Raw genomic sequence first — 25,285 nt, 5'->3', positions numbered from 1 at the left:
GTCCAGTGAAAGTAGAAGCTTATCACGAGTGCCTGCCGCTCAAGAACAAATTCAAACGATTAGGATGGAATGTCTGTGCCTTGCTATTCTTCCGTCCATTTGTAGGACCTCTCTTTTGGAGGTGGCGTAATTTGCTGTTGCGTCTGTTCGGTGCGACAATTGGGAAAGGATCGAAAGTCAGTGCGTCAGCTAAAGTGTGGGCGCCATGGAATCTGGAAATAGGTGAATATACGGCCATTGGTGCAGGAGCCAACTGCTACAATCCCGGAAAGATTGTCTTGGGCTCAAAAGTGGTTGTTTCGCAAGGAGCTTATCTTTGCGCCGCATCTCACGACATCACCAACCCGCTCAATCCGCTCATTACCGCTCCTATCCATATCGGCTCATTCGCATGGATTGCAGCTGAAGCCTTTGTTAATATGGGAATAACCATAGGTGAAGGTGCGGTGGTAGGTGCACGTGCTGCTGTATTTAAGGATGTTGATCCATGGACGGTAGTCGGTGGTAATCCTGCCAAATTTATCAAGAAACGTATTATCAAAGAATAAATAATGCTGGATCTTTCTGTTATTATCCTCACGTATAATGAGGAAATACATATTCGGCGATGTCTGGAGAACGTAAAGCAATTTGCCTCAAAGGTGTATGTCGTGGATTGTTTCTCAATTGATCGAACCGCGCAAATTGCAAAAGAGTTAGGAGCTGAGGTTATTGAACATGAATGGCCGGGAAATCAGGCTGAGCAATTCAATTGGGCTTTAGATAATCTTCCGATTACTACGGAGTGGATTCTCCGCCTTGATGCGGACGAGTATCTACTGTCCGGACTGATTGAGGAATTACTGGAGAAATTACCAGTTATACCGGAGAGTGTTTCGGCCCTCTCTCTCTCTCGCGCGCGCGCTTTCTGCGGAAAGATACTACATCACGGTATCGTGAATAACATCCGTATTATCCGCATTTTTCGAAAAGGAAAGGCACGGTATGAGAAGCGACTGATGGACGAACATCTGTCAGTATTATCGGGAGAGACAATTGATATGAAGAACCAATTTGTGGATGACAACCGTATGCCTATTGGCCTGTTCATCGACAAGCATAACGGGTATGCTACCCGTGAGGCGGCATTGTTGTTAGATGCCGAATATCATTTGACGAATATGGATTCCCTGCCGCAAGATTACGGGAGAGAGGTGGAAAAGAAGCGGACGCAAAAAGCTCGGTATGCCCGGATGCCTTTGTTCTGGAGGGCTTTTGGATACTTTGTTTACCGTTATATCATCAAACTTGGATTTTTGGATGGTAAGGAAGGTTTTCTTTGGGATTTTCTGCAAGGCTGGTGGTACCGTACCCTTGTGGATGCCAAGGTATATGAAATAAAGAAGGCTTGTGGAGACGACAAGGAGAAGATGAGGCACTTCTTGCAAGATAAATACAACATCACATTGTAATTTACATGAAAGTTTCAGTAGTCACCGTCACATGGAACAGTGCGGCCACGTTGCGTGATACCCTGGAGAGCGTACTAGCTCAGACCTATTGCGATATAGAGCATATCATAGTAGACGGGGGGAGCATGGACGGAACAATGCGGTTGGTTCAGGAATATGAGCCACGCTATAATGGTCGGTTACGGTATATCAGTGAACCGGATAGAGGTATTTATGATGCCATGAACAAAGGTATCGGGATGGCTTCCGGTGAAGTGGTGGGAATACTGAACTCGGATGACTTCTATACATCGCCGGATGCTGTAGAGAAACTGGTCGGTGAATTAGTGGGCTGTCATGTCGATGCCGTGTTCGGGGATATTCATTATGTGGATGACAAGGATTTGGACAAATGCGTCCGTTATTATTCATCCGCAAGTTTCAAACGGTGGAAAATGCTGTTAGGTTTTATGCCTGCCCATCCATCCTTCTATTGTAGGAAACAGGTGTATGAGCGTTACGGGATGTTTTCCACATCATACAAGGTGGCGGCAGACTTCGAGAATTTATTACGACTGATTTATGTGGGAAAAATCTCCATTAAGTATGTCCCAATGGATTGCGTGACAATGCGTACAGGCGGGGCTTCCACTTCGGGGCTGGCCAGCCATCGGCAGATACTCGCAGACCATGTGCGGGCTTACCGAGAGAATCATGTACGATCGAATGCCTTGCTAGACAGTTTGCGTTATGTATATAAGGTGGTGGAAATCGCAAAATACAAATTGATACAAAATAGGACGATGAAGAAATTTTTGGTGGTACTCTTGCTTCTCTTGGTTACTGTCTCGTTACAACTATCCGCACAAACAAGGTCCGGAACGGTGGATATATTTATGGGAGCGGATTTTAATTACAGGGATATCTATTTCAACAACCGTGTCTATGACGTGCTGCTTAATCTGACACCGGGTATCAAATGGAACATGGGACACCGATGGGAAGTGGCTGCGCAAGTATTTGTCCCGGTTGTCAACCAGTATGGAGACCGGTATAAGAAGGTGCGTTTGAATATGGCGGTTCTCTCCAAACAGCTTGTCGTAGGACAGCATTGGAAAATGAAGCTCTCCGGGGGATTATTCGGTTCTGAACGGTATGGGCTGGACTTGAGGAATATGTTTGTTTTCAACCCATGGCTTGCCATGACCGCGCAAGTAGGACTGACCGGATATTGTTCGATGGCAACGGGATGGGAAGCTAGTACGATGAAGAGACTGACTGCGCAAGTAGGACCTGAATTTTATATTCATCGGTGGAATACACAGATATCCATACGAGGGGGACGTTATGTGTATGGTGATTATGGCATGATAGGTGAGGGATTTCGCCATTTTAAGCATGTCAGCGTCGGTGTCTATGTTTCCTATAGTAACAAGGGTAAGGAAGATGCGGGTTTCAAGGTGATCATGATGCTTCCTCCCTATAAGCGTGCGGTGCGGAAAATTAATATCCGTCCGGCAAGCAATTTTCGCTTGACGTATAGTGTGGAAGGTAACGGTTACGCCAACTGTACTTATTTTACCGATCCTGAGCAGAATGAGCGGGAGGGATGGTTCGACCGTGATTTGCTACCGTGGGGTACGGACACGATGACTCCTGATTTTACCTTTAAGAGAAGAAAGGAGGAAAAGAAAAATGAAGAATGAAGAACGAATAATGAAGAATTTCCGACAGATGCTTCTTCTTGTCTTCCTGTGGGCAGGGTGTCTTTCCGCATCGGCACAGCTTTATACCGGTCTGTCGGGACTGATCAATACGCCTTCGGCAGATATGAATGAGGAGGGTACCGCACGTATTGGCAGTTATTTTATGAACAAGCATTTCACGCCGGATGATGATGGACGGTATGGCTTTATTTATGATGGCGAGAAATACAATACCGTGGATTTTTATCTCTCACTCACTCCTTTCCGTTGGGTGGAAATCGGTTATACGTTTACGCTTCAGAAATCATTGTTGGAAGGATACGAGAAACCGAAATACAATCAGAAAGACCGGTATTTTTCTGTTAAGTTGAATCCTTTACGTGAGGGGCGTTATTATCCTGCCATAGCCATTGGCTCGAATGATTTTTTAGGCTCGCCAAGCAAACGGCATGGTCATGGAGGAAGCGGTGCGGGATATTTTTGCAATTACTACATTGTTGCCACCAAGCATTTTAAACCATTGGGGCACGATATAGGGGTCAATTTGGCTTACCGTTATTGCCCGACTACTTATAGTGAGAAATGGGAGGGTGTTGTTGGCGGTATTACATGGCAGCCCAAATGGGTTCCGGATTTGCGTGTCATAGCGGAATACACCGGAAATGAAGTTAATATTGGCGTGGATTGTCTATTGTGGAAACATCTTTTTCTACAAGGTGGATTACAAAATGGCAAGTATTTTTCTGGTGGTATCTGTTTCCAAATGAATTTGTTTTAAATCTTATTAATAATTTATTAGTCATGAAGAAGTTAATGCGAACAGGGGCATGTTTGCTCTTGGTGGTCTCGATGACCTTGTGTTTTGCTGGATGTAAGAAGGATGATCCAGATTATGAGAATGTAACTCCGCCTGTCGTTGCTGTCGCTCATAGTATTAGTGGACGGATAACCAGTATGAGTGGTGAGGGTATCATTGCCACGGTTACGATGGGTGGCTCGGAATCCAAGACAACCGGCGAGGATGGTACTTTCTTGTTTGAGAACGTGAAGTCTGGTACGTATACCTTAAAAGCGGAAGCGAGTGGGAAACTCTCTAAAGAGGTGAGCGTTACGGTTTCCGGCAGCGAGAAGAGCGAGAATCGAGTATGGAATGTGACTTTGAGTAATTCCGGTACCGAGGTTATCGCAAAGGAGGATGGTTCTGCCGAAGCCGTTGTTTCCTCGGAAACAATAAAGGGGAATGAGGAAGGAAAAGTCGAGATAAACATATCGGCTCCGGTTGGAGCTGTTCCTGCAGGTAGCCTGATCACGATTACTCCCACTTATTCTTTAGAGGATGCTTCCTCGTTAACGAAAGCCGTGGGGAGTTATTTGCGGGCCACGGAGTCGGTAGTGTTGGTTGGAACGAATGTGAGTTGCTCAGATGTTTCAGTGACATTGCGGGAGCCTCTTAATTTGGTTTATGACGTAGATCCGGATGTGGCGACCGCTCTTACAGCTCAAAAATATGTAAATGGCCAGTGGGTAGATGCGGATTATACAGTGGAAGGTAATAAAGTGACGGTGATAGCCGACAGTTTTACATCTTATACATTGCTTTTGGGTGCGGAGGTTACTTCTTCTTCCTCTTCGGAAGCGGTCAGCTTTGGTCAGGATTCTTGGGATAATTTGTATGGAAGTGGTGATATGAGCGTGAGTTCAGCTTCTTATGCTTATAAGATCGGGACGGAAATCGAATCTTTCGGAACCAATAGGGTTACGGCTTATCTTGTTGAGATATTGGCTCGTATTGCCGGTGCTTCTGTTACGACTGCGACAGGTAATTATCCTATCAACGTGATCTTGCCGGTTGGTACGGCTTTGACGATTAGTGGGCAGCAGGAGGTAAAGGCTTTGTCTGTATCCGCTTTAGGGCGATCGGTTTCCGGTAGGCAGTACGGAAGTGTGGCGATCGTCACCCGTACGTATAATCGGGAGCATACAGGAGGATCGAATTAATTTACATATAAAAAGTCACTGCTGTTCAGAAAGGGAATGGCGGTGATTTCTGAAAATATCTTTATGGGAAAAGTAGCTTTGATTACTGGTATTACCGGCCAAGACGGTTCCTTCTTGGCCGAATTCCTTTTGGAGAAAGGATATGATGTACATGGCACCATTCGCCGCTCATCTGTTGATTTCAGGGAACGGATCGCGCATTTGGAAGGCCATCCCGCTTTCCATCTTCACTATGCGGATCTAGGGGATTCCACGAGTCTCTCGCAGGTGGTGAAGAGGGTAAAGCCTACGGAGATTTATAACCTCGCTGCGCAGAGCCATGTGCAAGTCTCTTTTGATTCACCGGAGTTCACGGCTGATGTGGATGCTACCGGGGTATTACGTATTCTAGAGGCGGTAAGGCAAAATGATCTTACGGGTACTTGTCGTATTTACCAAGCCTCTACTTCCGAATTATATGGGAAGGTGGAGGAGGTTCCTCAGAATGAGAAAACGCCTTTTCATCCGTATAGCCCCTATGCGGTGGCGAAGCTGTATGGTTATTGGATCGTAAAGGAGTATCGGGAGGCTTATCATATGTTTTGCTGCTCGGGTATCTTGTTTAACCATGAATCGGAACGACGAGGCGAGACTTTCGTGACTCGTAAGATCACGTTGGCTGCCGCACGTATCGCGCAAGGGAAACAGGACAGGCTTTTATTGGGTAATTTATCGTCGCTTCGTGATTGGGGGTATGCCAAGGATTATGTGGAATGTATGTGGCTGATCCTTCAAAATGAGAAACCAGAGGACTTCGTGATCGCTACGGGTGAGCAACATTCCGTACGGGAGTTTTGCGAATTGGCTTTCCGTTATGTGGGCTTTGAATTGTACTGGCAAGGTGAGGAAGAAAATGAGAAGGGAATCGACCGCAAGACGGGAAAGGTGCTGGTGGAGGTATCTCCCGATTTCTATCGTCCCACCGATGTGGTTAATCTTTGGGGAGATCCATCGAAAGCGAGACGTGAGCTGGGGTGGAATCCGCAAAAGACTTCTTTTGAGCAACTGGTGAAGATAATGGTGGACGCGGATATGGCGAAGGTGGCTGTGGAACGTGCCTCTGCGCATGTTCGTACTAATTTGGCTGAGTATCTAGAGAAGGGCATCGTGAAATGATGGAGAAGAACGCTAAGATATATGTAGCCGGCCATAGAGGATTGGTCGGCTCTGCCATTTGGGAGAATCTGGAAAGAAAGGGATATGAGAATCTGGTAGGACGTACGCATAAAGAGCTGGACTTATTGGATGGCATCGCTGTCAAGCGCTTTTTTGATGAGGAACAGCCGGAGTACGTGATTCTCGCAGCCGCTCATGTAGGGGGGATTATGGCGAATAGTAAGTATAGGGCTGATTTTATCTACCGGAACTTACAGATTCAGCAGAACGTGATTGGTGAGAGCTTTCGCCATGGGGTCAAGAAATTGTTATTTTTAGGTAGCACTTGTATTTATCCACGTGATGCGGAGCAGCCGATGCGAGAGGACGCTTTGCTGACTTCTCCGCTGGAGTACACGAATGAGCCGTATGCGATCGCCAAGATCGCAGGGTTGAAAATGTGCGAGAGTTTTAATCTGCAATATGGTACGAATTATATCGCTGTGATGCCGACTAATTTATATGGCCCGAATGATAATTTTGATTTGGAACGTAGCCATGTATTGCCAGCTATGATACGGAAGATCCATTTGGGCAAGTGTTTGAATGAGGGAGATTGGCAAGGTGTTTGCCGGGATTTAGATGCCCGTCCAGTGGAGAGTATTGATGGACATTGCTCCCAAGAGGAAATTCTTTTGGTTTTGGCTCGTTATGGGATCTCTTCGGATAAGGTGGAGCTATGGGGAACTGGTAAGCCGCTTCGAGAGTTCTTATGGAGTGAGGAAATGGCAGATGCGAGCGTATATATCATGGAACATGTGGATTTTAAGGATACTTATTCGCAAGGAGATACTGATATCCGTAATTGCCATATTAATATAGGTACCGGGAAGGAGATTTCGATCGCTACTTTGGCAGATTTGATCGTGAGAACAACCGGTTATCGAGGTGAGGTAGAGTTCAATCCCACAAAACCGGACGGAACTATGCGTAAATTGACCGATGTGACCAAACTGCATGAGTTGGGATGGCATCACCGGGTGGATATAGAGGATGGCGTGAGAAAAATGTATTATTGGTATCTAAGCGCTGTTATAAAATAAATAAAGGTATTAAGGAATTTATTGTTTGATTAAAATCTTATATATTTTTTGCGAACCGGTCTTCTTTTCTCCTTGGGGGAAGTAAGAAGGCCGGTTTCTTTATCGTCTATCCTTTATCGCATTGAATGTCCTCTTCCCTTTTAGATAAAATGCCAGAATTAAACTGTCCCGCATAAGTTCCGGGATGGTGCTCAGTGTTCTTTTCTCCAGATTCTCTTTACGCTTAGGCGTATATTCCGGTTTGAGTTGGTGATAGGCTTTCCGTGCCTCATAAACTGCTTTGGCGTTCGCGAAATGTCCTTCCAGCAGGAACTTCGCGGCGGCGATATAGTCCAGCCAAAAGCGGACACACATCACATGCTTTAGATCTTCTTCCCGGGAATTCTTGTAAAGCATCAATAAGCTGTTTCGGAAATTCAAGAAAGTCTTGCGGGGACTTTCTGCGTTCAAGGTGGCTCCACCGACATGGTAAACGATGGATTGTGGGACGCATATCAACCGATATCCCCGGGAACGTAAACGCCAACACATATCGACCTCCTCTTGATGTGCGAAGAATCCGGCATCCAATCCCCCGACTTCCTTATACGTAGCCGTACGAACGAATAAGCAGGCTCCTGTCGCCCATAAGATATCGGCGGGAGTGTCGTATTGCCCCTCGTCCTTTTCCACGATATGCAAGATTCTCCCCCGACAAAATGGATAGCCGTATTTATCAATGTATCCTCCGGCCGCACCCGCATACTCGAAGTATTCTTTATTTCGTTGAGCCCGTATTTTGGGTTGGACACAAGCGATTGACGGATCAGAGTCGAGAGTGGCAATCGGGGCATCTAACCAATTGGGAGTAACTTCTACGTCGCTGTTTAATAAAACGCAATATTCATGGTCGAGCCTTTTGAGTGCTTGATTATATCCTTCGGCAAATCCGTAGTTCCGGTCGAAGCGGATAATGCTGACCGTGGGGAATTTTGCTTTCAACATCTTGATCGAGTCATCGGTAGAACCGTTGTCTGCTACGATAACCTCCGCCCATTCCGGAGAGTTGGATACGACGGAAGGAAGGAATTCCTCCATTAGCTTTCTTCCGTTCCAGTTTAAGATGACAATCGCTACTTTTTTCATCCTTGTTGCTCGTGTTTATGTTTCCAACGTTTATGGGTCCATAGCCAGTAAGCCGGATCACGCAAGATCATTTTCTCTAAAAGTCGTGCGTATCGCTCGGTGATGTAATTCTCCGGAGTCTCTTTTGGATTCTCCGTAATCAGCTTCATGTCTACGGTGTAATATCCTCTTTTTACCTTTTGGGTATCGAGGAAGATCACAGGCAGGTTCAGTTTCCGTGCGATACGCTCCGGACCGGTTAATATGGCTGTGTCTTGATGAAGGAACTCAGTCCAATAATGCAGGTTCGCCTTGCTGGGTGTCTGGTCCGCCAAGAAGATGACGACTGATTTGGTTTTGTCTTGTTTTAACTTGATGATATCCCGTATCGTATCGTTTTTCTTGATGCCGAAAGAACCGAACTGTGTCCTGAGATCGGCGAATAGCATATCAAAGGCCTTGTTGTTTAACGGACGGTATATCTGATAGATGCGTGAGTCCTCAAAGCGAGTGGTCGAGCCGGAAAACCATTCCCAGTTGCCATAATGCCCCATCGTGAGGATGAAGCAAGTATGGCCTTTCTTCATAAGTTGGTCAACCAATTCCGGGTTCCTCAGATAGGCTCGCTGTTGTATCTCATCCAGAGAGATATGGGCTAGTTTAATCGTTTCTACGATATAATCGGCGAAATGATGGTAGAACCGGCGTTCCAACTGACGCAACTCAGCCTTGGATTTATCCGGGAAAGAGGCGGTTATATTACGGCGCACTACTTTTACCCGGTATCCGGCTATCTTATAGATAAGGACATATAGGATGTCTGATAACACGTATAAAGCCCGCATGGGAAGTAAGGCGTGTACTTTTACCCAGCTATAAAGAAAGGCATATTGTATTTTATCCCACATCTTAGTTGACGGTTGATGATTGATTGTTGACTATTAATGCGGTGCGATCCTCATTCCAGCCGCCTAGTACGACTTTGCGGGTCTCATTGACCAAGGTGGCATCATAAGGGATTTCTACCTTTATATAGTTCTCGGTGAAACCGTGCATCTTGCCGTCTTTCTTGGTATGCTCGAATAAGACATTCGCTTCCTGTCCGATATGGGCCTCATAAAAGGCATGTAGTTTCCGATCCGAGATATCCAAGAGTTGTTGGCTGCGTGCATGCTTGGTCTTCGGATCTACCACGTGATCGATCTTCAACGCTTGGGTTCCGGGGCGTTCCGAATAGCTGAACACGTGAAGTTGGCTTATATCCAAACTGCCTATGAATTGGCGTGCCTCCTCGAAGTACTCGTCTGTCTCGCCACGGGTTCCAACAATTACGTCTACACCGATAAAAGCATGCGGCATTACTTCCTTGATCTTTTCGATCTTATGACGGAAAAGAGCGGTGTCGTAACGGCGGCGCATTAATTGCAAGACAGCATCGCTGCCGCTTTGTAAAGGGATATGGAAATGAGGTGCGAAACGTTTGCTGTGAGCCACGAAGTCTATTGCCTCGTCGGTAATCAGATTCGGCTCGATGGAAGAGATACGATAGCGTACGATTCCATCTACCTCATCCAAAGCCCGGATTAAGTCGATAAAGGTCTCGTCGGTACTTTTGCCGAAGTCCCCGATATTCACGCCTGTCAATACGATCTCCTTGCCTCCTTTACGTGCGACTTCCTGCGCCTGTTCCACCATGCTGGCGATCGTCCCGTTCCGGCTTCTTCCGCGGGCGAAGGGTATGGTGCAATAAGAGCAATAATAATCGCATCCGTCTTGTACTTTCAAGAAATGACGGGTACGGTCGTCCGCCGAGCAGGAAGGGGAGAAGGAACGTATATCCTTGCTTTGTGAGGCGATAACCGCTCCACCATTTTCTTTCTTCTCTAGGTTCTCCAGATATTGAAGGATCTCTAATTTCTGTTCGGCGCCAAGAACCAAGTCAACGCCTTCTATATGGGAGACTTCCTCCGGCTTCAACTGTGCGTAGCAACCGGTCACCACGATAAAGGCACCGGGGTGTTGTTTACCGATCCGGCGAATCGCTTGCCGGCATTTCTTGTCGGCTAGTTCCGTTACGGAGCAAGTATTCACCACGCATATATCCGCTTTTTCACCGGGGCGCACCTTGCGTACCCCTTGTTCGGCTAATAGCTTTCCAATGGTAGAGGTCTCCGCAAAATTTAGTTTGCAACCCAGCGTATAATAAGCGGCCTTTTTATTGTTAAATACGGTCTGATCTATCATTTTCGATTTAGTTAGAGTGCAAAGGTACTAATTAAGCCCGGATTAGTAAAGAGTTCGGATTGAGATGGACTTAAAAACTCATTACTATTGCATAAATAGTTTTCCGGAAGCTTATCTATTCTTTTTTGCTATTGGATATATTCTACAAACCACGGCGTGGTTTGTGCGATTCACGTCGTGGTCTGTATAAACCATGACGTGGTCTGTAAAAACCATGCCGTGAATTAAGGAATAGATACAGTCAAGCAACATTATTTATGAAGACTTGTTATCGAATAGTCCTTGCTGCGGCCTTGTTTTGTTTATTGTGCCGATAGAGGAAATACGGCAACTAGGGTTCCACTAAGATTAATACCGGATTGTTATCATTCTCGGGTTGCTCCCAGTCGATTAGGTAACGGTTGTCGTTTGAGATGTATTTGGGAGTGAAATAGGCTTCTTCGGGAAGTTCAAATGAGTTTTCCGGGTATATGAATTGTACATAGGCTAATTGCTTCTCCGCTATATCATAATATAATGTATAGGTATCTTTATCAGAGAAGTTATGCATATAGAGCCGGTCTCCGATTTGCCCGGGTATGACAGGGATTGTCTTTGTCCTGAACAGGTCGTTTTTTATATCGTCTATCGTGATATTATAACGGAGTTCCTCGGGTGTTCGGTATTTACCTAGATCGAGGACGGCATAAGGAGTTAGCTTCATGTCGTTGGAAACTTTAAATATCGTATCGCAGAACAACTCCTTAAATGCGGCAATCTTATTTCCGTCGAAAGGACGGAACTCATAGGTAAATGTCATGACGAAAGGAGGTTCTGTATAAGATTTATAGTAAGGTATGCTATCCGATATGACTATATCTTGGCAAAAATAGAACCGAATGGGTGCGTTGCCAGAGAGGTTGGGTACGTGACCTAGGATAACGTTCGTCTTAGGGAGGGGATAAAATCCCCGGATGTTCTTATCCGGAATTTGAATGGTTTGGTGGAATTTCCCTTGCCAATCGTATATCTTTATCCGAGTGGGGCTATCTTTTATATAAATAAGATGATCATGAGGTTCTAGTCCGGATATACGACTAAACTCATCCGGACCTCCTCCTTGTTTGCCGATATCGTATAAATATTTTCCTGCCAAGTCGAAAACGGAAGCTCTGTTATCATGCTGTACCAATAGCTTATCGCCATGTTTAATAATGCGGGAGATGTATTTGATCAAGATTGAGTCATTCGTTTGCAGAGGGATGAATTGGATGGATTTCGCCCATTTCTTTAAGGCTACTTCTTGAGGCTGATGGTCAAAAACAGTTGCTAGGTCAATTGTTATACATTCCTCTGATTTCTCGCTTGTGCCGGTACAGGCGGTTAGTAATATCGCAAATATAATAAGCCATTTATTCATAAAAATATCTTTGTCCTAAAGTTGATAGGACAAAGATATTTAATTTGTTTCGAAATATTCGTAATATTATGAAGATTTTGTACTGTTATTTCCAATCCACTAAGGATGATTTAAAATAGTTCCAATCGGCCTTTTCCCATAAGGGGGCTTGCGCACCAAGTCTTACTTTATATTCGTCCCAATGTGTGTTCTCTACTTTGGACCAACCTTTTTCGGCGACACCTGCCAAACGGGGCATTAACAGGAATTGCAGATCTCTGAAATTGGTGATCGTCTCGCACCAGATAGCGGCTTCTATACCCGCTACATCTTTTTGAGGATTCTCTACAGTCGGGTTGAAGGTCATCGGGTCCCAGTCGTACATTTCTTGGATCGTTTGTTTCTCGTAGGCGGCCATACCTAAACGTTCTTGCTCCGCGTTTTGGGTGGAGTCCGCACTTGGTTCCAGATATTTATGGTCCAGATAAACGTAACCGCTCGGCGAGAGAATCACTTTCGCTTTTTTGGATATCCCAAGACCCGGATCTTTTGGTGCCTCTTTCATGAATTCTGCGAATAAGGCCATGATCTCTTTATATTCGGCAGGTATATTATCTTTTTTCTTAGAAGAGTCCTCGTTTTTTTGCTTCAGATAAATCCAGTGCTGGATGACATCGCCTTCCGAGATATCCGCACGGGCGGTTTCTTGCCAGCCGACCATTTTCTTTCCATTCTTCAATACGATTTCCCGTGTCTTATTTATAAAACGGACGAACTTATCATGGGGTAAGCCGATCGCCTCGTCACCTCCGATATGAATGTAGTTTCCGGGTGCTAAAGCGGCTAGCTCCGCGATAACATCCTCCGTAAATTGCATCGCTTTCGGATCATCTACGTCGAGGGCATTGAAGGCCTGTCCCGGGATGTTAACATTGGTCTTGAATTTGACAGCGTTCTTAAAGTCCGGATAAGCGGCGAATATGGCAGCTGTATGCCCCGGGATATCTACTTCCGGGATGATCGTGATGAAGCGTTCGTTCGCGTAATTCACGAGATCCTTGAATTCCTCTTGCGTATAATAGCCACCTTTTCTGCCGTTGTTGGGAAGTTGACCTCCTATTTCCGCTAGCTCGGGATATTTCTTGATTTCGATACGCCAACCTTGGTTATCGGAAAGATGCATATGCAGTACGTTCATCTTATATAAGGCGACCATATCGATCACTTGTTTCACTTCCTCGGGATCGAAGAAGCAACGAGATACATCGAAAGAGAGTCCGCGCCAAGCGAAACGAGGTGCGTCCTTCACTTCCAGTAGCGGTAGATAAATCTTCTCGCCTCCGGGTTGTAGGTTACTACCCACGATTTGTTTCAAGGTAGTGATACCTCGATAGATACCTTCTAGGGTAGTGGCCTTGATGTAGATGTTTCTCTTTTGGATGGAGAGGGAGTAAGACTCATCTACGGGGACACTATCTTTCGGACTCAATCCATAAGCTTTTGGCAGGTCGGCGAACTCTTTCGGATCTGTCAACTCGAGGAAGATGATGCAATTCGATTCTTTGTCTGAGGCAGAAGCCAGCTTGATGCCGGACAACTTTTCTATCTCGTTGGATAGCAACTCGCCCATACCCTTTAAGGATTCGTCCGCATAACCGATCTCGATGCCGGGATGGATCGTGAATGTACCTTCGCCTACTGTCATTTGGGCCGGAGCGGGGATAATACTTACGCTTCTTTCTCCAACATCTGGGGATGAACAGGCGATAAATGTAATAAAACTACAGAGGGTCAATGCCCATGCGAGAGTGATTCTTTTCATTCTTATTTTAAATTTATAGGTTATATCATGGCAAAAGTAAGGATTTGTTTTTACTTTTACGCGAATTTCACAAAAGTGTGCTATGATCAAAGAGAATTTCATTAAGATTTACGAGGAGAGTTTCAAGGAAAACTGGGCCTTGCCGGCATTAACGGATTACGGGAAAAGTAAAACCTTTACTTTCGGTGATGTAGCAACGGAGATCGCACGTATTCATCTTTTATTCCATGAGTGCCAAGTCCGTCGTGGAGACAAGATCGCGTTGATCGGTAAAGACAGCTCCCGTTGGTGCATCGCTTATATGGCGGTTGTTACTTATGGGGCGATTATCGTGCCTATTCTTCAGGACTTTAATCCGAATGATGTACATCATATTATTAACCACTCGGAATCTGTCTTTTTGTTTGTTAGCGACCGGATTTGGGATTCTTTGGAGGAAGATAAGATAGAAGAGGTTCGCGGTGTATTCTCTCTTTCTGATTATCGTTGCTTGCATCAACGGGATGGAGAGAATATCCAGAAGTTGATGAAATCGCTGGATGAGAAGATGACCGAGAAATATCCGGATGGCTTCACCCAAGAGGATATCAAATACGCTGAGCTGGATAATGATAAGGTGGTAGAGATCAACTATACATCGGGTACGACCGGATTTAGCAAAGGGGTTATGTTGACGGGGAATAATTTAGCCGGAAACGTGACGTATGCCCGGACACTGGATCTATTGTTCCGGGGTGAACGTGAGTTATGTTTCCTGCCTCTGGCCCATGCCTATAGTTGCGCTTTCAATTTATTGGTACCCATGGCATTCGGTGTGCATGTCTATTTATTGGGTAAGGTGCCGTCTCCTAAGATCTTATTAAAGGCATTCGAGGAGGTGAAGCCGAACTTGATCTTGATGGTTCCCCTGATTTTGGAGAAGATCTATAAGAAGATGATCCTTCCTCAGTTGAATAAGCGAACCTTGAAGTTGGCTTTGAATATCCCACTGTTGGATTCACGTATCTATGCCCAGATCCGCAAACATTTGGTGGATGCCTTGGGAGGACGTTTCCGTGAAGTGATCGTGGGGGGCGCCGCCATGAATCAAGAAGTAACGGATTTCTTGTATAAGATCAAATTCCCGTTCACGATCGGTTATGGTATGACGGAATGTGGCCCGTTGATCAGTTATGACCATAATAATGAGTATGTGCCCGGTTCTTGCGGACAGATATTGAAAGGGATCATGAAAGTCCGTATCGATTCGGAAGACCCTTATAATAAGGTAGGCGAGATTCAAGTATCGGGCGAGAACGTAATGAAAGGCTATTATAAGAATGATGAGGCAACCCAAAATGTCTTCACGGAAGATGGCTGGCTAAGGACGGGTGATTTGGGTACGATCGATCATGACAACCGTATTTTTATACGTGGACGTAGCAAGACGATGATCTTGGGCGCTAGCGGACAAAATATTTATCCGGAAGAGATTGAATCCAAATTGAACAATTTGCCATTCGTGATGGAGAGTTTGGTCGTGGAGAAAAACGGGAAATTGATCGGGATGGTGTATCCGGATTACGATACGGTGGATAGTACGGGTATCTCGCATACGGATCTTCCAGTTATCATGGAACAAAATAGGATAGAGTTGAACAAGCTCTTGGCTCCTTACGAAACGATCTCGGAGATACAATTGTATCCGACAGAATTTGAGAAAACACCGAAGAAAAGTATTAAGCGTTACCTGTACAGTAATTATTGATAAATAAATAGAAAGCAAACGCAGCTAATATTCAGCATATTGTAAAAGCGGTAGAAAATAATTCAAAAAAAAACGTCTTATGTTGTACAACATATATGATTAATACATACATTTGCATCGTTTTACAACAACAAGATATTATAGACCGTTTAAATTAAGAACAAAATGAAAAAGTTAGTTGCATTTGCTGCTGTTATCGCAGCTGTATCATTCGCATCTTGTGGCAACAAATCTGCTGAATCTACCGAATCTGTTGCTGAAACAGAAGAGGCTACTGTAGTTGAGGAAGCTCCTGTAGTAGAAGAGGATGCTGCCGCTACTGATTCTGTAGCTGTCGAGGTTACTGACTCTGTTGCCGTAGAAGCTGCTCCTGCTGAATAATAATCAGTAAACGAGTTTTGAGGACAGTCTGTATGCGTTGAACATACAGACTTTTTTTGTTTATAAACCATAGATAATGATATGAGACAAATTTTACTTCTTCCATTGGCCGCTCTATTGGCTATGCCGGTATTCTCGCAGACTCCTGCCGATACGACGCTTACGATTCGGAATATAGAGATTCAGGGTACCCGTTTCGCCGGGTTGAGCGAGAGGGGTGGGATGAAAATCTTGCGGGTAGATAATAACTTGAGTAGCGTTACCAATACGACGGCGGATGCTTTTCGCCAATTGCCTTCTGTCATTACCGATATGGAAGGAGCCGTTACATACAGGGGCTCCGGTAATGTCGGGATGCTTGTCGATGGAGTTCCTTACGGTTTGCTGGAAGAATATAGCGGTGACGTGCTGATCCAACTTCCCGCCCTGTTCTTTAACCAGATCTCATTAGGGGCATTTCCTCCGATTAATGCGGTGCCGGATGGTGACGCGGGCATACTCAATCTGGTGCCTCGTATGTATGGAACGGGAGATTCCCCTCTATATGTTACGCTTGGGGCGGGATGGAATGAGCGATATAACGCAGGAGCGGTATTGAATTTGCATCCCGGAAAATTCCATATCAATGCGAAATACAATTATAGGAGGGAATACCGGGAACGATCTTTCAGCAAATCGACCGCGACCGCTAAAAACCGGACGGAGATGAATAATAATGCCACGGCTCGTCCGGACGTACATGTGGCGGATATGAAAGTAGACTATGATCTTTCCGCGAAAGACCGGATCACCGTGCATGGCCTGTATCATTTGATGGATTATAGCCGGTATGGACGCATTAACAACCGGGTATTCAACCCGAAAGGGGAGCAAATGAAGTATGTGATCCGTAACCGGTATAACGACCAGCGCCAGGAAGCTTATGCCGCCGAAGCGTATTGGAACCATGAGATTTCGGAGAATCAAGGTTTTTATACCGTATTCAACTATAATAATTTCTCGTATGATGAGGATAATGATTTCAAGAATGAGAATCCTCAAAACGGGAATATCGTCTCGGAGGATAACCAATCTATCGACCATACGAAACATAATTATTTCTGGGGATTTGGATATGGGCAGGAGATCGATGGTTGGGATTTCAAGCTTGGTTATATAGGTCGTGTGCGAAACGAGGATTATCTGACGGCTGCTTTTGATAAGGTTGACGGTAGTTTTGAGTTAAGTCCGGCGAAATCGTATAATTACGATTTCAACCGTTATCTGAATTTGATCTATGCGGACGTGGTTAAGAATTGGGGCGCTTTTAACGCGGAGATAGGGATACAGGCGGAATTTAGTCATTTTAAGATGGATGAGTTTAGCCCTTCTTGGATCAACGATCCTTATTGGCAGGGGATAAAAGGCAAAGAGAACAAGAGTTCCCGTTTTCATTTGTATCCTCGTTCCCGTTTTACTTATGAGGTGAATAAGAGCAATCGCTTAAGCTTGAGTTATCAGCAACGGGCGATTCGTCCGAATGGCAGCTATTTGTGCTCTTTCTTGAATAACAGTGATCCTACCCATATCATACAGGGGAATCCGGACTTGAAGGATGAGTTTATCCATAACGTAGAGCTAGGATATCAGTTCTCGGCTCCCCGTCTCCGTTTGACTCCGGCTATTTATTACCGGAATCGTACGAATCGTATCATGGAAACCGCTAGCCAAGTAAATGACGAGACGGTTTGGAAGAAAGAGAATATCGGACATAGCCAAGCAGTCGGAGCCGACTTGTCCGGTAGCTGGAATCCGGTACGTATCTTGACGGTCGGTTTCTCCGGGGATATCTATCGGGACGAGATCGATGGGCGTACGATAGGCTATGACGAGAAGAAATCCTTGGTTTGCTGGGATGTGAAGGGGAATGTAAACGTAAGTATTACGCCGACTACGGATTTTCAGGTAGACGGCTTCTACGTTTCCGACCAGCTTACGCCTCAAGGTAAGATCAAAGGCCGTTATAGCGTAAATGCCGGTCTCTCTCAATATTTCCTCAATCGTAAATTATGCGCGAACTTAAGTATCAACAATATATTCGATAGTTTAGAAGAAACAACGATTATTGATGCCCCGAACTTAGAAATGACGCAAAAGCGCAATCGTGATGCCCGGGTAGCTTGGCTTACGTTGACTTATAGTTTATAAAGTAGGTTCCGTGCCCTGTGTTCCATCTTGTTTGTGCTTTTGGATGAACAAGATGAAACGCATGGAACGGTCGTACGTGAAATAATTCCAGATCCAGTCGATCAGTACAATTAGCTTATTCTTGATTCCTAAGATGGAACGTAAATGTACGAGCATCCAAACCAACCATGCCGTAAATCCATGTAATTTCACCTTATTTAAATCGGCAACCGCTTTATTCCTGCCGACAGTAGCTAAAGTTCCTAAATTCTTATAATGGAAAGGTCTCGGTTTTTTTAGAGCCTCGATCCGTTGTAGATTTTCGGCTAATAACTCACCTTGCTGAATCGCTACCTGAGCGACTTGCGGATGTCCGTTCGGGTAATCCGGTTCTGCCATCCAGCAGACATCTCCTATGGCGAATATATTGGATAAGCCTTTTACTTGATTACATTCATTGACGATAATCCGTTCCCCCCGGGTCAAGAGTTCTCCTTCGATATGATCGAAATGCACCGCTTTCACACCACTTACCCAAAGTAAGGTCCTAGTGGGTATGGTTTGTCCGTCATCTAAGAAAACGTCCCCATCCTTATAGTCCACGACACGCTTCTGAAGAATGATGTTAACGCCCATATCCTCAAGGAAGCGTTTAGCGTTGGAGGAGGCTTCCGGAGACATGGCCCCTAGTAATTTAGAGGACCCTTCTATCAGATAGATATTCATATGAAAGTTTCCTAGATCCGGATAGTCTTTCGGCAAAACAAACCGTTTCATCTCGGATAAGGCGCCGGATACTTCTACACCTGTAGCCCCTCCACCTACAACAACTATATTTAGCAAAGCTTGCTTCTCGTCCGGGTCCGTACAAGTAGTCGCTTTCTCTAAATTAATTAATAAGGTGTCTCGTAAAGCTAACGCCTCTTCTACCGTTTTCATGGGTAGAGACTGTTCCTCGATCGTTTTGTTTCCAAAGAAGTTGGTGATAGTTCCAGCGGCGATTACAAGATAATCATATTCCAATTCGCCGATGGAGGTTTGAATGGTATGCCCTTTCGGATTGACGCCATAGACCTCTGCCAACCGGAAGTAAAAGTTCTTTCTCTTCTGGAATATCTTTCGATATGGAAAGGATATTTCATTATATTCTAAGCCGGAGGACGCTACTTGATAAAGCAGGGGAGGAAACTGGTGATAGTTGTTCTTGTCGATTAAGACTACTTGAAACTTGCTCTTTTTCAATTTCTCAGCTAGTTTTAACCCCCCAAATCCGCCCCCGATAATTACGACCCGCTTTTTGTCTGTGTAAGGAATGTTGAAGCCCATGATCTAAACGCTTTTTTTATATAAACATAGAAAGAAGCGAATTGGTTCTTCCGTTAATTATTAATGAATGTAAGCGGGTAGAGGCTTTATTTACAGGAAGGTTTATCGTGTTTCGGGGAAATACGTTTCTTTACCTTCCGCTTCAATCGCAAAAACTGCAATATGGAAAGTATACGCATCAAGATTATGAATAAGATAACCCCTAGCAAAATATAGCAAATTATCGGCGATGTCATTTTACCCTCTTCTTCACAAATTTTATCCCAGTCTTTAATTTGGAATAGTAAAACATAAAAAAATATGGTGGTCATTATACACTATCTTTTATTAGATCATCCATACGGATAGGTGTCTAAAATCAATGAGGCAAAGATAAATGAGTATAACTTATTAGGAGTTATACAACTTGACAATTTAAATGTATATTCTGATAGGGGGTGTTTTTTACAATGATTTAAGTTTTTTCCTTAGCTCCGTGGGACTATATCCAAAGCGTGCCTTGCAAAATTTGTAGAAATGCGAATGCGAGGAGAAATCGAATTCATCTATTATATTCTTAAAATCATCCTCGCTGTTAGCTATGGCGACCAATAGTCGTTTGGATTTCTCTTGCATCAGCCATTCGTAGGCTGGAATACCGAAAACTTTTTTAAACTTCATCCGAAAGGAATTTACTCCGTAACCTATCATTTGAGCTAGATCTGTTACTGTTTTAGCTTTTATATAATTCTCGGCGATGAGTCTCTCAAACTCTGCTGAATGCGTACTTGATAAATAGAAAAAGTAGTCTAATTCCTCTTTTCTATAAAGCTTTTTCAGTAAGTAGAATAATTCCGTTCTCTTTAATTCATACAAAGGGTAGTTCAGGAAATTATTTTCAAGATATTGTCCGACAAGTTCTAGAAAACCGTATAAAGGTTCCACTATTTTCAGTTCTATCCACTTAGAGATAGGTTGAGGTAATATTCCGTACGGATGTTGGTAATACGGTAACTCATTCATCGTTAAACTGTCAAAAAAGAAAATGATGATTTTTGAACCTAGTGTGATATCATATGTGTAATTTTCAAATGATCTTAGAAAGATCATATACTGTTCACCGATTGTTTTCTTTTCTTCTTTAGTGGAATATATAGTTATGGATCCGCTTAAGATAAAAATAATCATATCGCTGGATAAACCAGATAAGGTTTGTGTTATTTCCTCTGACATCAATATGATACTAAAGCCAGCGTGTAAGATTCGGTTTTCAGATGTTTCCGGAGAAATTCTGTTAATAAGCTTGTTCATAAAATTATTGTTATTTAGTTTGTTATACAAATATTTCCCCCTTCAGTAAATCTAGATGCAAAAAAAGCGCAATGTATTAGTATGGTCTGTATACAAACTATCATTTTTTGTATACATTATGATATGAATGAAAAATAAATAGGAATCAGAGGAGGTCTCTGATTCCTTGTAAAATAAGATCTCCCATTTTTTTATGGGAAGAATTAAGTTCACTAATACTTTAGGAGGGTAATTTCTATTATCACAATAGAATGAAATAAAAACTAAATACGTCTTACAGATGAAAATAAGACATTACGTGTGAACAAGCTTGAATATTATAACGTATTGTATTTTATTTTCTTAGTCGTTTTATTTATCCGTGCGGAATGGAAGCACCGGTAATCCTTGTACGTTTTGCAAGTTGCCAATTTGGAAATTCCGGAAGCCATAACGAACGGCTATTGGGGCTTTTACGTCTGGAGCTGAGATAATAACGGTTTTTTTGTTAGCGTCTATAGTTGCGTTAGCCTTGTGGAAACGCATGTCTTTTCCGGCTATCTCGAAGCCTATGATCCCGTTATCTCGATTGAAGCCATCTTCCGCATTCTTGAAAAAAAGAATGATTTTATCTTTATCTACTTCCATATGATCGTATTGGGGGCCCTCACAAGCGATGGTTGTATAACCATAGGTTTTGTTTAGAGCCATATAACAAAGACGCTCACCGATCTTTTGTTTTTCTTTGGGGTGTATTTGCCGTTTCTCGTAATCCTGTACCAGATCGTTCGTGGAAACAATACCGCTATTGGGGATCAACCGGGTAGCTTTGTATTGCTCTTCACGAAGGTACGCGGCTTGGTCTCCTTCTCCATATTCGTAAGGGGCGATTTCTACCAGATAGAAAGGTAATTCTTCTTGTCCCCATAATCCTCTCCAATGTTCTACCATTGTCGCTAGGCGTTTAGCGTAGTCCGGGTGTCCGACATTTGACTCTCCTTGATACCATAGGAAACCTCTGACCGTATATTTGCTGGCCGGTTTCAGCATTCCGTTATACATGATCATGGGTTGTAGCATCGGATGGATTTTCTCATCGTTACCCGCTAAGGATAGATCGATATCGCTATAATTCCGCAGGATGTCTTTGGGCAACCAACCTTCAACCGTGGAACCGCCCCAGCTACAATTGATGATACCTACCGGGACATTCAATACCTCGGTCAATAGGGTCGCGAAGAAATAGGCGGTAGCTCCGAACTCCGGGGCGTTTCGCGGATCACATACTTTCCATTCGCCACCTACCGGATAATCTTTCGGTTCCAAGGCTCCGACCCGTTGGATCGTAGCGTAACGGATCGAGTTCTTATATTTCCCGGATGTAGCGATAGCGTGGTTTCCTCCCTCGATAGGGCAGTGCCAGAAACCTCTTAATGGCATTTCCATATTGGATTGGCCGGAACCGAACCATACCTCGCCGATCAGAAGATCATGCAAGACAATCTTGTCTTGTCCATTCTTTAATGTTAACTGTTGCTTTTCGAAACTGGCCGAGGGCGTCTGAACCCAGATTTCCCATCTGCCTTGATCGTTTACTTGGGCCGTGTATTCCGTATTGTCCCAAGAACTACGGACTTTCAGGCTTGAATTTGGGGTTGCATTTCCCCAGAGCCGTACTTTAGTGGCTTGTTGGAGTACCATGTTGTCGCTTACCAAAGCTGGCAGCTTGATCTCGGCCCGGAGGTTCACCAAACCGAGAAGGAGGCCTATCACCATCCAATAGAATTTGTTCATATCGCTTGTTTTTTTGATGTCGGAAGCTTCCGACGGTTGTTAATCTGATAAAAAAGAGCCGGCAGGCGGTCTGCCGGACGGTTATTCGCCGGCAAGTCGTTCGATAATCTCCATACACATCCGTCCGTTGTGATAGGGACATTTCCAGAAACCGGCCTTGTCATCCTCGCGATTGATCTCGTGATCGAGCGATACGCTCCAATGCCATTCCCCTTGTTCCTTGTCGATCAAATAACGCTGAATGAATTTCCAGCATGTATAGGCTGTGCCTAAGGCAGGCTCATCTCCGAAATGTTGATACAAGTTGAAATGACCCACTACATTCTCGGCTTGCACCCACCAATGCAGGTCCGTGTCGGCTTTCTTCTCATTCGGGTGATACTCGTAAATGAGGCTACCGTTCGCTAATAACCCGTCTTCGGCCGCTATCGCTACCTTTTGAACCAAGGGCTCTACTTTCTGAAGAATCTCGTTGTCTCCCAATTCGATAGCGGCCTCATGCAGTAACCAAGATGCCTCTATATCATGACCATAGGAGATGATACGGTATTTGCTTTCCCAATCCTCGTTGAAAAAGAGGTTTAAATGATAGGTACGGTGATCCAGAATCTTGTCGGTGAAAATCAGGATCAAGTTTCGGAGTTGTTTTTTGAGGTGCTCGTCTTTCCATACCCGATACAAGTTAGTATAAGGTTCGAGGATATGCAGATGGGTGTTCATAGTTTTTTTCTCATTCTCATCCTTGTCGCTTAGTCGCATATCCTCTATCAGTTTCCAGTCTTTCGTAAAGGCTTCCATATAACCGTTCTTTTCCGGGTCGAAACTATATTGTTCGATTGCCTTGAAGAGACGGATCGCATAATCCAACGTTTCTTTATCTCCGGTAGCCCGGTTGTACTCGCTTAATCCGTAGATAGCGAATCCTAAGGCGTAGATTTGCTTTTTGGTTTGCACGGGTTGACCGGTATAGTCTAATTCCCAGTAAATACCCTCGAATTCTTGGTCGTAGAATTTATCGATAAGGTAACGTTTGGCACGGGTCGCCGTTTCCAGATATTCCGGCTTTCGTAATAAACGGTATGCGGCGGAGAATGTCCATAGGATACGGGCGTTCAAGATGGCGCCTTTAGGGGCATGTACGACTCGTTGATTGTTTCCCGTGATTTGCCCATGGAAACCACCATACTCACTATCTATCATTCGGTTCATCCAGAAAGGGAGGATATTGTTCTCTAGCTCCCATTGAACCTCGTTTTGTAAATCTTCGGTGATTTTATTCATTTGTTTCTTTTCTTTTGGTTTCTAACGTAGCGGTGATTTCCTTCATCTTTGTCTCGCTAAGCGGGTAGAAGGCGATAAATACAACGGACAGGATCGTACCTACGGCCGGTAAGAAACTGAGGAACATCTTGATTCCGCTAATCGTTTCCTCGCTTTGTACGGTATTGGCCTGAAACCCGAAGAAAGCGAGTAGCCAGCCTGTGATTGCCGTGCCGATCGCCCATCCGAATTTCTGGCTCATGGACGAGGAACTGAAGATCAATCCTGTGGCACGGTTCCCTGTTTTTAGTTCTGAGTAGTCCGTGCAATCGGCATACATGGACCAAAGTAGGGGGAAAATACTACCGGCACAAATACTGATGAACACTTGGAACGTGAATATCAGGGCTAGATCCGTCTTGTCGAGCCAGAAAAAGAGGATGCTTAAAACCGAGGCGATCAGCATGGAGCCCATATAGGTTCTTTTCTTTCCGATCTGGTTGCTTAATGGGGCGGCCAAGATCACGCCGACAATATTGGCCGCCTGTCCTACCGCCAGATATAATCCGCTTAAGACGAAGGAGACTCCGAAAAGAGATACATTGGCATAGGCTTCCTCAATGATAAAGTATTTGAAATAATATACGGTAGCCCCGTCGCGGATGGAATTGAAAACCAGAGCGGAGACACCTGCTCCCAATAGTATCCACCAAGGCTTGTTGTGCAATAGATCTCTCAAGTCATCTTTTAACGAGCCTTGTTGCTCTTTAATCGGTTTTACCCGTTCTTTTGTCCATGCGAAACATCCATAAAAGAGAATGGCGCACAGGATAGCGATAACTACGACAGCCATGGTCCATCCATGTTGTTGATCCGCCAATTCATCGCTATTTCCACTAAAGAAACGCACCATCGGCATGAATAGCAACAGGGCTATAAAACTGCCAATATAGGCGAATACCATACGGTACGTAGAAAGGGTATTACGGTCTTGTGGCAACGGGCTCATTACTCCAAGCAAGGACGCATAAGGCACGTTTATAGCGGAGTACACCATCATCATCAAGGAATAGGTGATATAGGCATAGATCAAATTACCTGTTTGTCCGAAAGAAGGAGTCATGAAAGTGAGCACTCCGATAGCGGCGAACGGGATCGCCAGCCAAAGCAAATAAGGGCGAAATTTTCCCCAGCGTGTTTGCGTACGATCCGCCGCAACGCCGACAATCGGGTCAAAGACCGAGTCCCATATACGAGTTATCAAAAACATCGTACCTACGGCTGCTGCCGGTAATCCGAATACGTCCGTATAGAAAATCATCAAGTAAGCGCCAAACAGTTTCCAGAACATGGACGATGCCATGTCCCCGAAACCGTAGCCTATCTTCTCTGTTAGTTTAATCATATGAGTGGTTTTTGTAGG

General features: G+C 44.5%; 19 protein-coding genes and 1 pseudogene. 10 read left to right on the top strand and 10 right to left on the bottom strand.

The window, feature by feature from the left end; all coding sequences use genetic code 11:
* The first annotated feature begins 5 nt into the window (after positions 1–5).
* The 7 genes and pseudogenes from QVP94_RS04655 to QVP94_RS04625 all read left to right on the top strand — a co-directional run bounded on the left by QVP94_RS04655 (position 6) and on the right by QVP94_RS04625 (position 7,371).
* A complete protein-coding gene (locus tag QVP94_RS04655) occupies positions 6–548 on the top strand; it encodes an LbetaH domain-containing protein (protein WP_022192073.1) in 543 nt (180 codons plus the stop codon).
* Positions 549–551: 3 nt separating this feature from the next.
* Complete coding sequence (locus QVP94_RS04650) at positions 552–1,451, top strand: glycosyltransferase family 2 protein (RefSeq protein WP_022192072.1); 900 nt, start codon at positions 552–554, stop codon at positions 1,449–1,451.
* A gap of 5 nt (positions 1,452–1,456) precedes the next feature.
* A pseudogene (locus QVP94_RS04645) lies at positions 1,457–2,218 on the top strand (glycosyltransferase family 2 protein); the annotation flags it as partial.
* 928 nt (positions 2,219–3,146) lie between these two features.
* On the top strand, positions 3,147–3,914 hold the full coding sequence (locus tag QVP94_RS04640; protein WP_224202058.1) for a YjbH domain-containing protein: 768 nt from the start codon (positions 3,147–3,149) through the stop codon (positions 3,912–3,914).
* Between the two features lie 23 nt (positions 3,915–3,937).
* Positions 3,938–5,134, top strand: a complete 1,197-nt coding sequence (locus tag QVP94_RS04635) for a beta-sandwich domain-containing protein (protein ID WP_022192069.1) — start codon at positions 3,938–3,940, stop codon at positions 5,132–5,134.
* A 63-nt stretch (positions 5,135–5,197) separates the two neighbouring features.
* A complete protein-coding gene (gene gmd / locus QVP94_RS04630) occupies positions 5,198–6,289 on the top strand; it encodes a GDP-mannose 4,6-dehydratase (RefSeq protein ID WP_022192068.1) in 1,092 nt (363 codons plus the stop codon).
* On the top strand, positions 6,289–7,371 hold the full coding sequence (locus QVP94_RS04625) for a GDP-L-fucose synthase family protein (protein ID WP_288213175.1): 1,083 nt from the start codon (positions 6,289–6,291) through the stop codon (positions 7,369–7,371). The genes gmd and QVP94_RS04625 overlap by 1 nt, the downstream gene beginning before the upstream one ends.
* Before the next feature lie 99 nt (positions 7,372–7,470).
* On the opposite strand, the gene QVP94_RS04620 is transcribed toward QVP94_RS04625, so the two are convergent.
* The 5 genes from QVP94_RS04620 to QVP94_RS04600 all read right to left on the bottom strand — a co-directional run bounded on the left by QVP94_RS04620 (position 7,471) and on the right by QVP94_RS04600 (position 13,919).
* The gene (locus QVP94_RS04620; protein ID WP_022192066.1) at positions 7,471–8,496 is read right to left on the bottom strand and encodes a glycosyltransferase family 2 protein; all 1,026 of its coding nucleotides are present in this window, start codon (positions 8,494–8,496) and stop codon (positions 7,471–7,473) included.
* Positions 8,493–9,383 (bottom strand): lysophospholipid acyltransferase family protein, encoded by an 891-nt coding sequence (locus QVP94_RS04615; protein WP_022192065.1) that lies wholly within the window; start codon positions 9,381–9,383, stop codon positions 8,493–8,495. The genes QVP94_RS04620 and QVP94_RS04615 overlap by 4 nt, the downstream gene beginning before the upstream one ends.
* A 1-nt stretch (position 9,384) precedes the next feature.
* Positions 9,385–10,719 (bottom strand): tRNA (N(6)-L-threonylcarbamoyladenosine(37)-C(2))-methylthiotransferase MtaB, encoded by a 1,335-nt coding sequence (gene mtaB / locus QVP94_RS04610; RefSeq protein ID WP_009276791.1) that lies wholly within the window; start codon positions 10,717–10,719, stop codon positions 9,385–9,387.
* Between the two features lie 331 nt (positions 10,720–11,050).
* Positions 11,051–12,118, bottom strand: a complete 1,068-nt coding sequence (locus QVP94_RS04605; protein ID WP_005855182.1) for a DUF4934 domain-containing protein — start codon at positions 12,116–12,118, stop codon at positions 11,051–11,053.
* Positions 12,119–12,203: 85 nt separating this feature from the next.
* Complete coding sequence (locus QVP94_RS04600) at positions 12,204–13,919, bottom strand: beta-N-acetylhexosaminidase (RefSeq protein ID WP_022192064.1); 1,716 nt, start codon at positions 13,917–13,919, stop codon at positions 12,204–12,206.
* An 82-nt stretch (positions 13,920–14,001) separates the two neighbouring features.
* Here QVP94_RS04600 and QVP94_RS04595 point away from each other — a divergent pair, with 82 nt between their 5' ends.
* The 3 genes from QVP94_RS04595 to QVP94_RS04585 all read left to right on the top strand — a co-directional run bounded on the left by QVP94_RS04595 (position 14,002) and on the right by QVP94_RS04585 (position 18,234).
* Positions 14,002–15,666 carry an AMP-binding protein gene (locus QVP94_RS04595; RefSeq protein ID WP_005855185.1) on the top strand — a complete coding sequence of 555 codons (1,665 nt, stop codon included), beginning with the start codon at positions 14,002–14,004 and terminating at the stop codon, positions 15,664–15,666.
* Between the two features lie 165 nt (positions 15,667–15,831).
* On the top strand, positions 15,832–16,047 hold the full coding sequence (locus QVP94_RS04590) for a PG1828 family lipoprotein (RefSeq protein WP_005855187.1): 216 nt from the start codon (positions 15,832–15,834) through the stop codon (positions 16,045–16,047).
* Positions 16,048–16,128: 81 nt separating this feature from the next.
* Positions 16,129–18,234: an outer membrane beta-barrel family protein gene (locus QVP94_RS04585; RefSeq protein ID WP_005855189.1), complete on the top strand. Its 2,106-nt coding sequence runs from the start codon at positions 16,129–16,131 to the stop codon at positions 18,232–18,234.
* Here the strand turns inward: QVP94_RS04585 and QVP94_RS04580 are convergent.
* The 5 genes from QVP94_RS04580 to QVP94_RS04560 all read right to left on the bottom strand — a co-directional run bounded on the left by QVP94_RS04580 (position 18,229) and on the right by QVP94_RS04560 (position 25,267).
* Positions 18,229–19,539 (bottom strand): NAD(P)/FAD-dependent oxidoreductase, encoded by a 1,311-nt coding sequence (locus QVP94_RS04580; protein WP_005855191.1) that lies wholly within the window; start codon positions 19,537–19,539, stop codon positions 18,229–18,231. The genes QVP94_RS04585 and QVP94_RS04580 overlap by 6 nt on opposite strands.
* Positions 19,540–19,983: 444 nt before the next feature.
* Complete coding sequence (locus QVP94_RS04575) at positions 19,984–20,829, bottom strand: helix-turn-helix domain-containing protein (RefSeq protein ID WP_005865576.1); 846 nt, start codon at positions 20,827–20,829, stop codon at positions 19,984–19,986.
* 351 nt (positions 20,830–21,180) lie between these two features.
* On the bottom strand, positions 21,181–22,602 hold the full coding sequence (locus QVP94_RS04570) for a sialate O-acetylesterase (RefSeq protein WP_005855197.1): 1,422 nt from the start codon (positions 22,600–22,602) through the stop codon (positions 21,181–21,183).
* Between the two features lie 81 nt (positions 22,603–22,683).
* The gene (locus QVP94_RS04565; protein WP_005855199.1) at positions 22,684–23,883 is read right to left on the bottom strand and encodes an AGE family epimerase/isomerase; all 1,200 of its coding nucleotides are present in this window, start codon (positions 23,881–23,883) and stop codon (positions 22,684–22,686) included.
* Positions 23,876–25,267: an MFS transporter gene (locus QVP94_RS04560; RefSeq protein WP_005855201.1), complete on the bottom strand. Its 1,392-nt coding sequence runs from the start codon at positions 25,265–25,267 to the stop codon at positions 23,876–23,878. The genes QVP94_RS04565 and QVP94_RS04560 overlap by 8 nt, the downstream gene beginning before the upstream one ends.
* Positions 25,268–25,285 lie beyond the last annotated feature (18 nt).

Origin of the sequence: Parabacteroides sp. CAG:2 (genome assembly GCF_000436315.1) — a bacterium.
Taxonomy (GTDB): domain Bacteria; phylum Bacteroidota; class Bacteroidia; order Bacteroidales; family Tannerellaceae; genus Parabacteroides; species Parabacteroides distasonis.
This window is presented reverse-complemented; position numbering and strand designations above follow the sequence as displayed.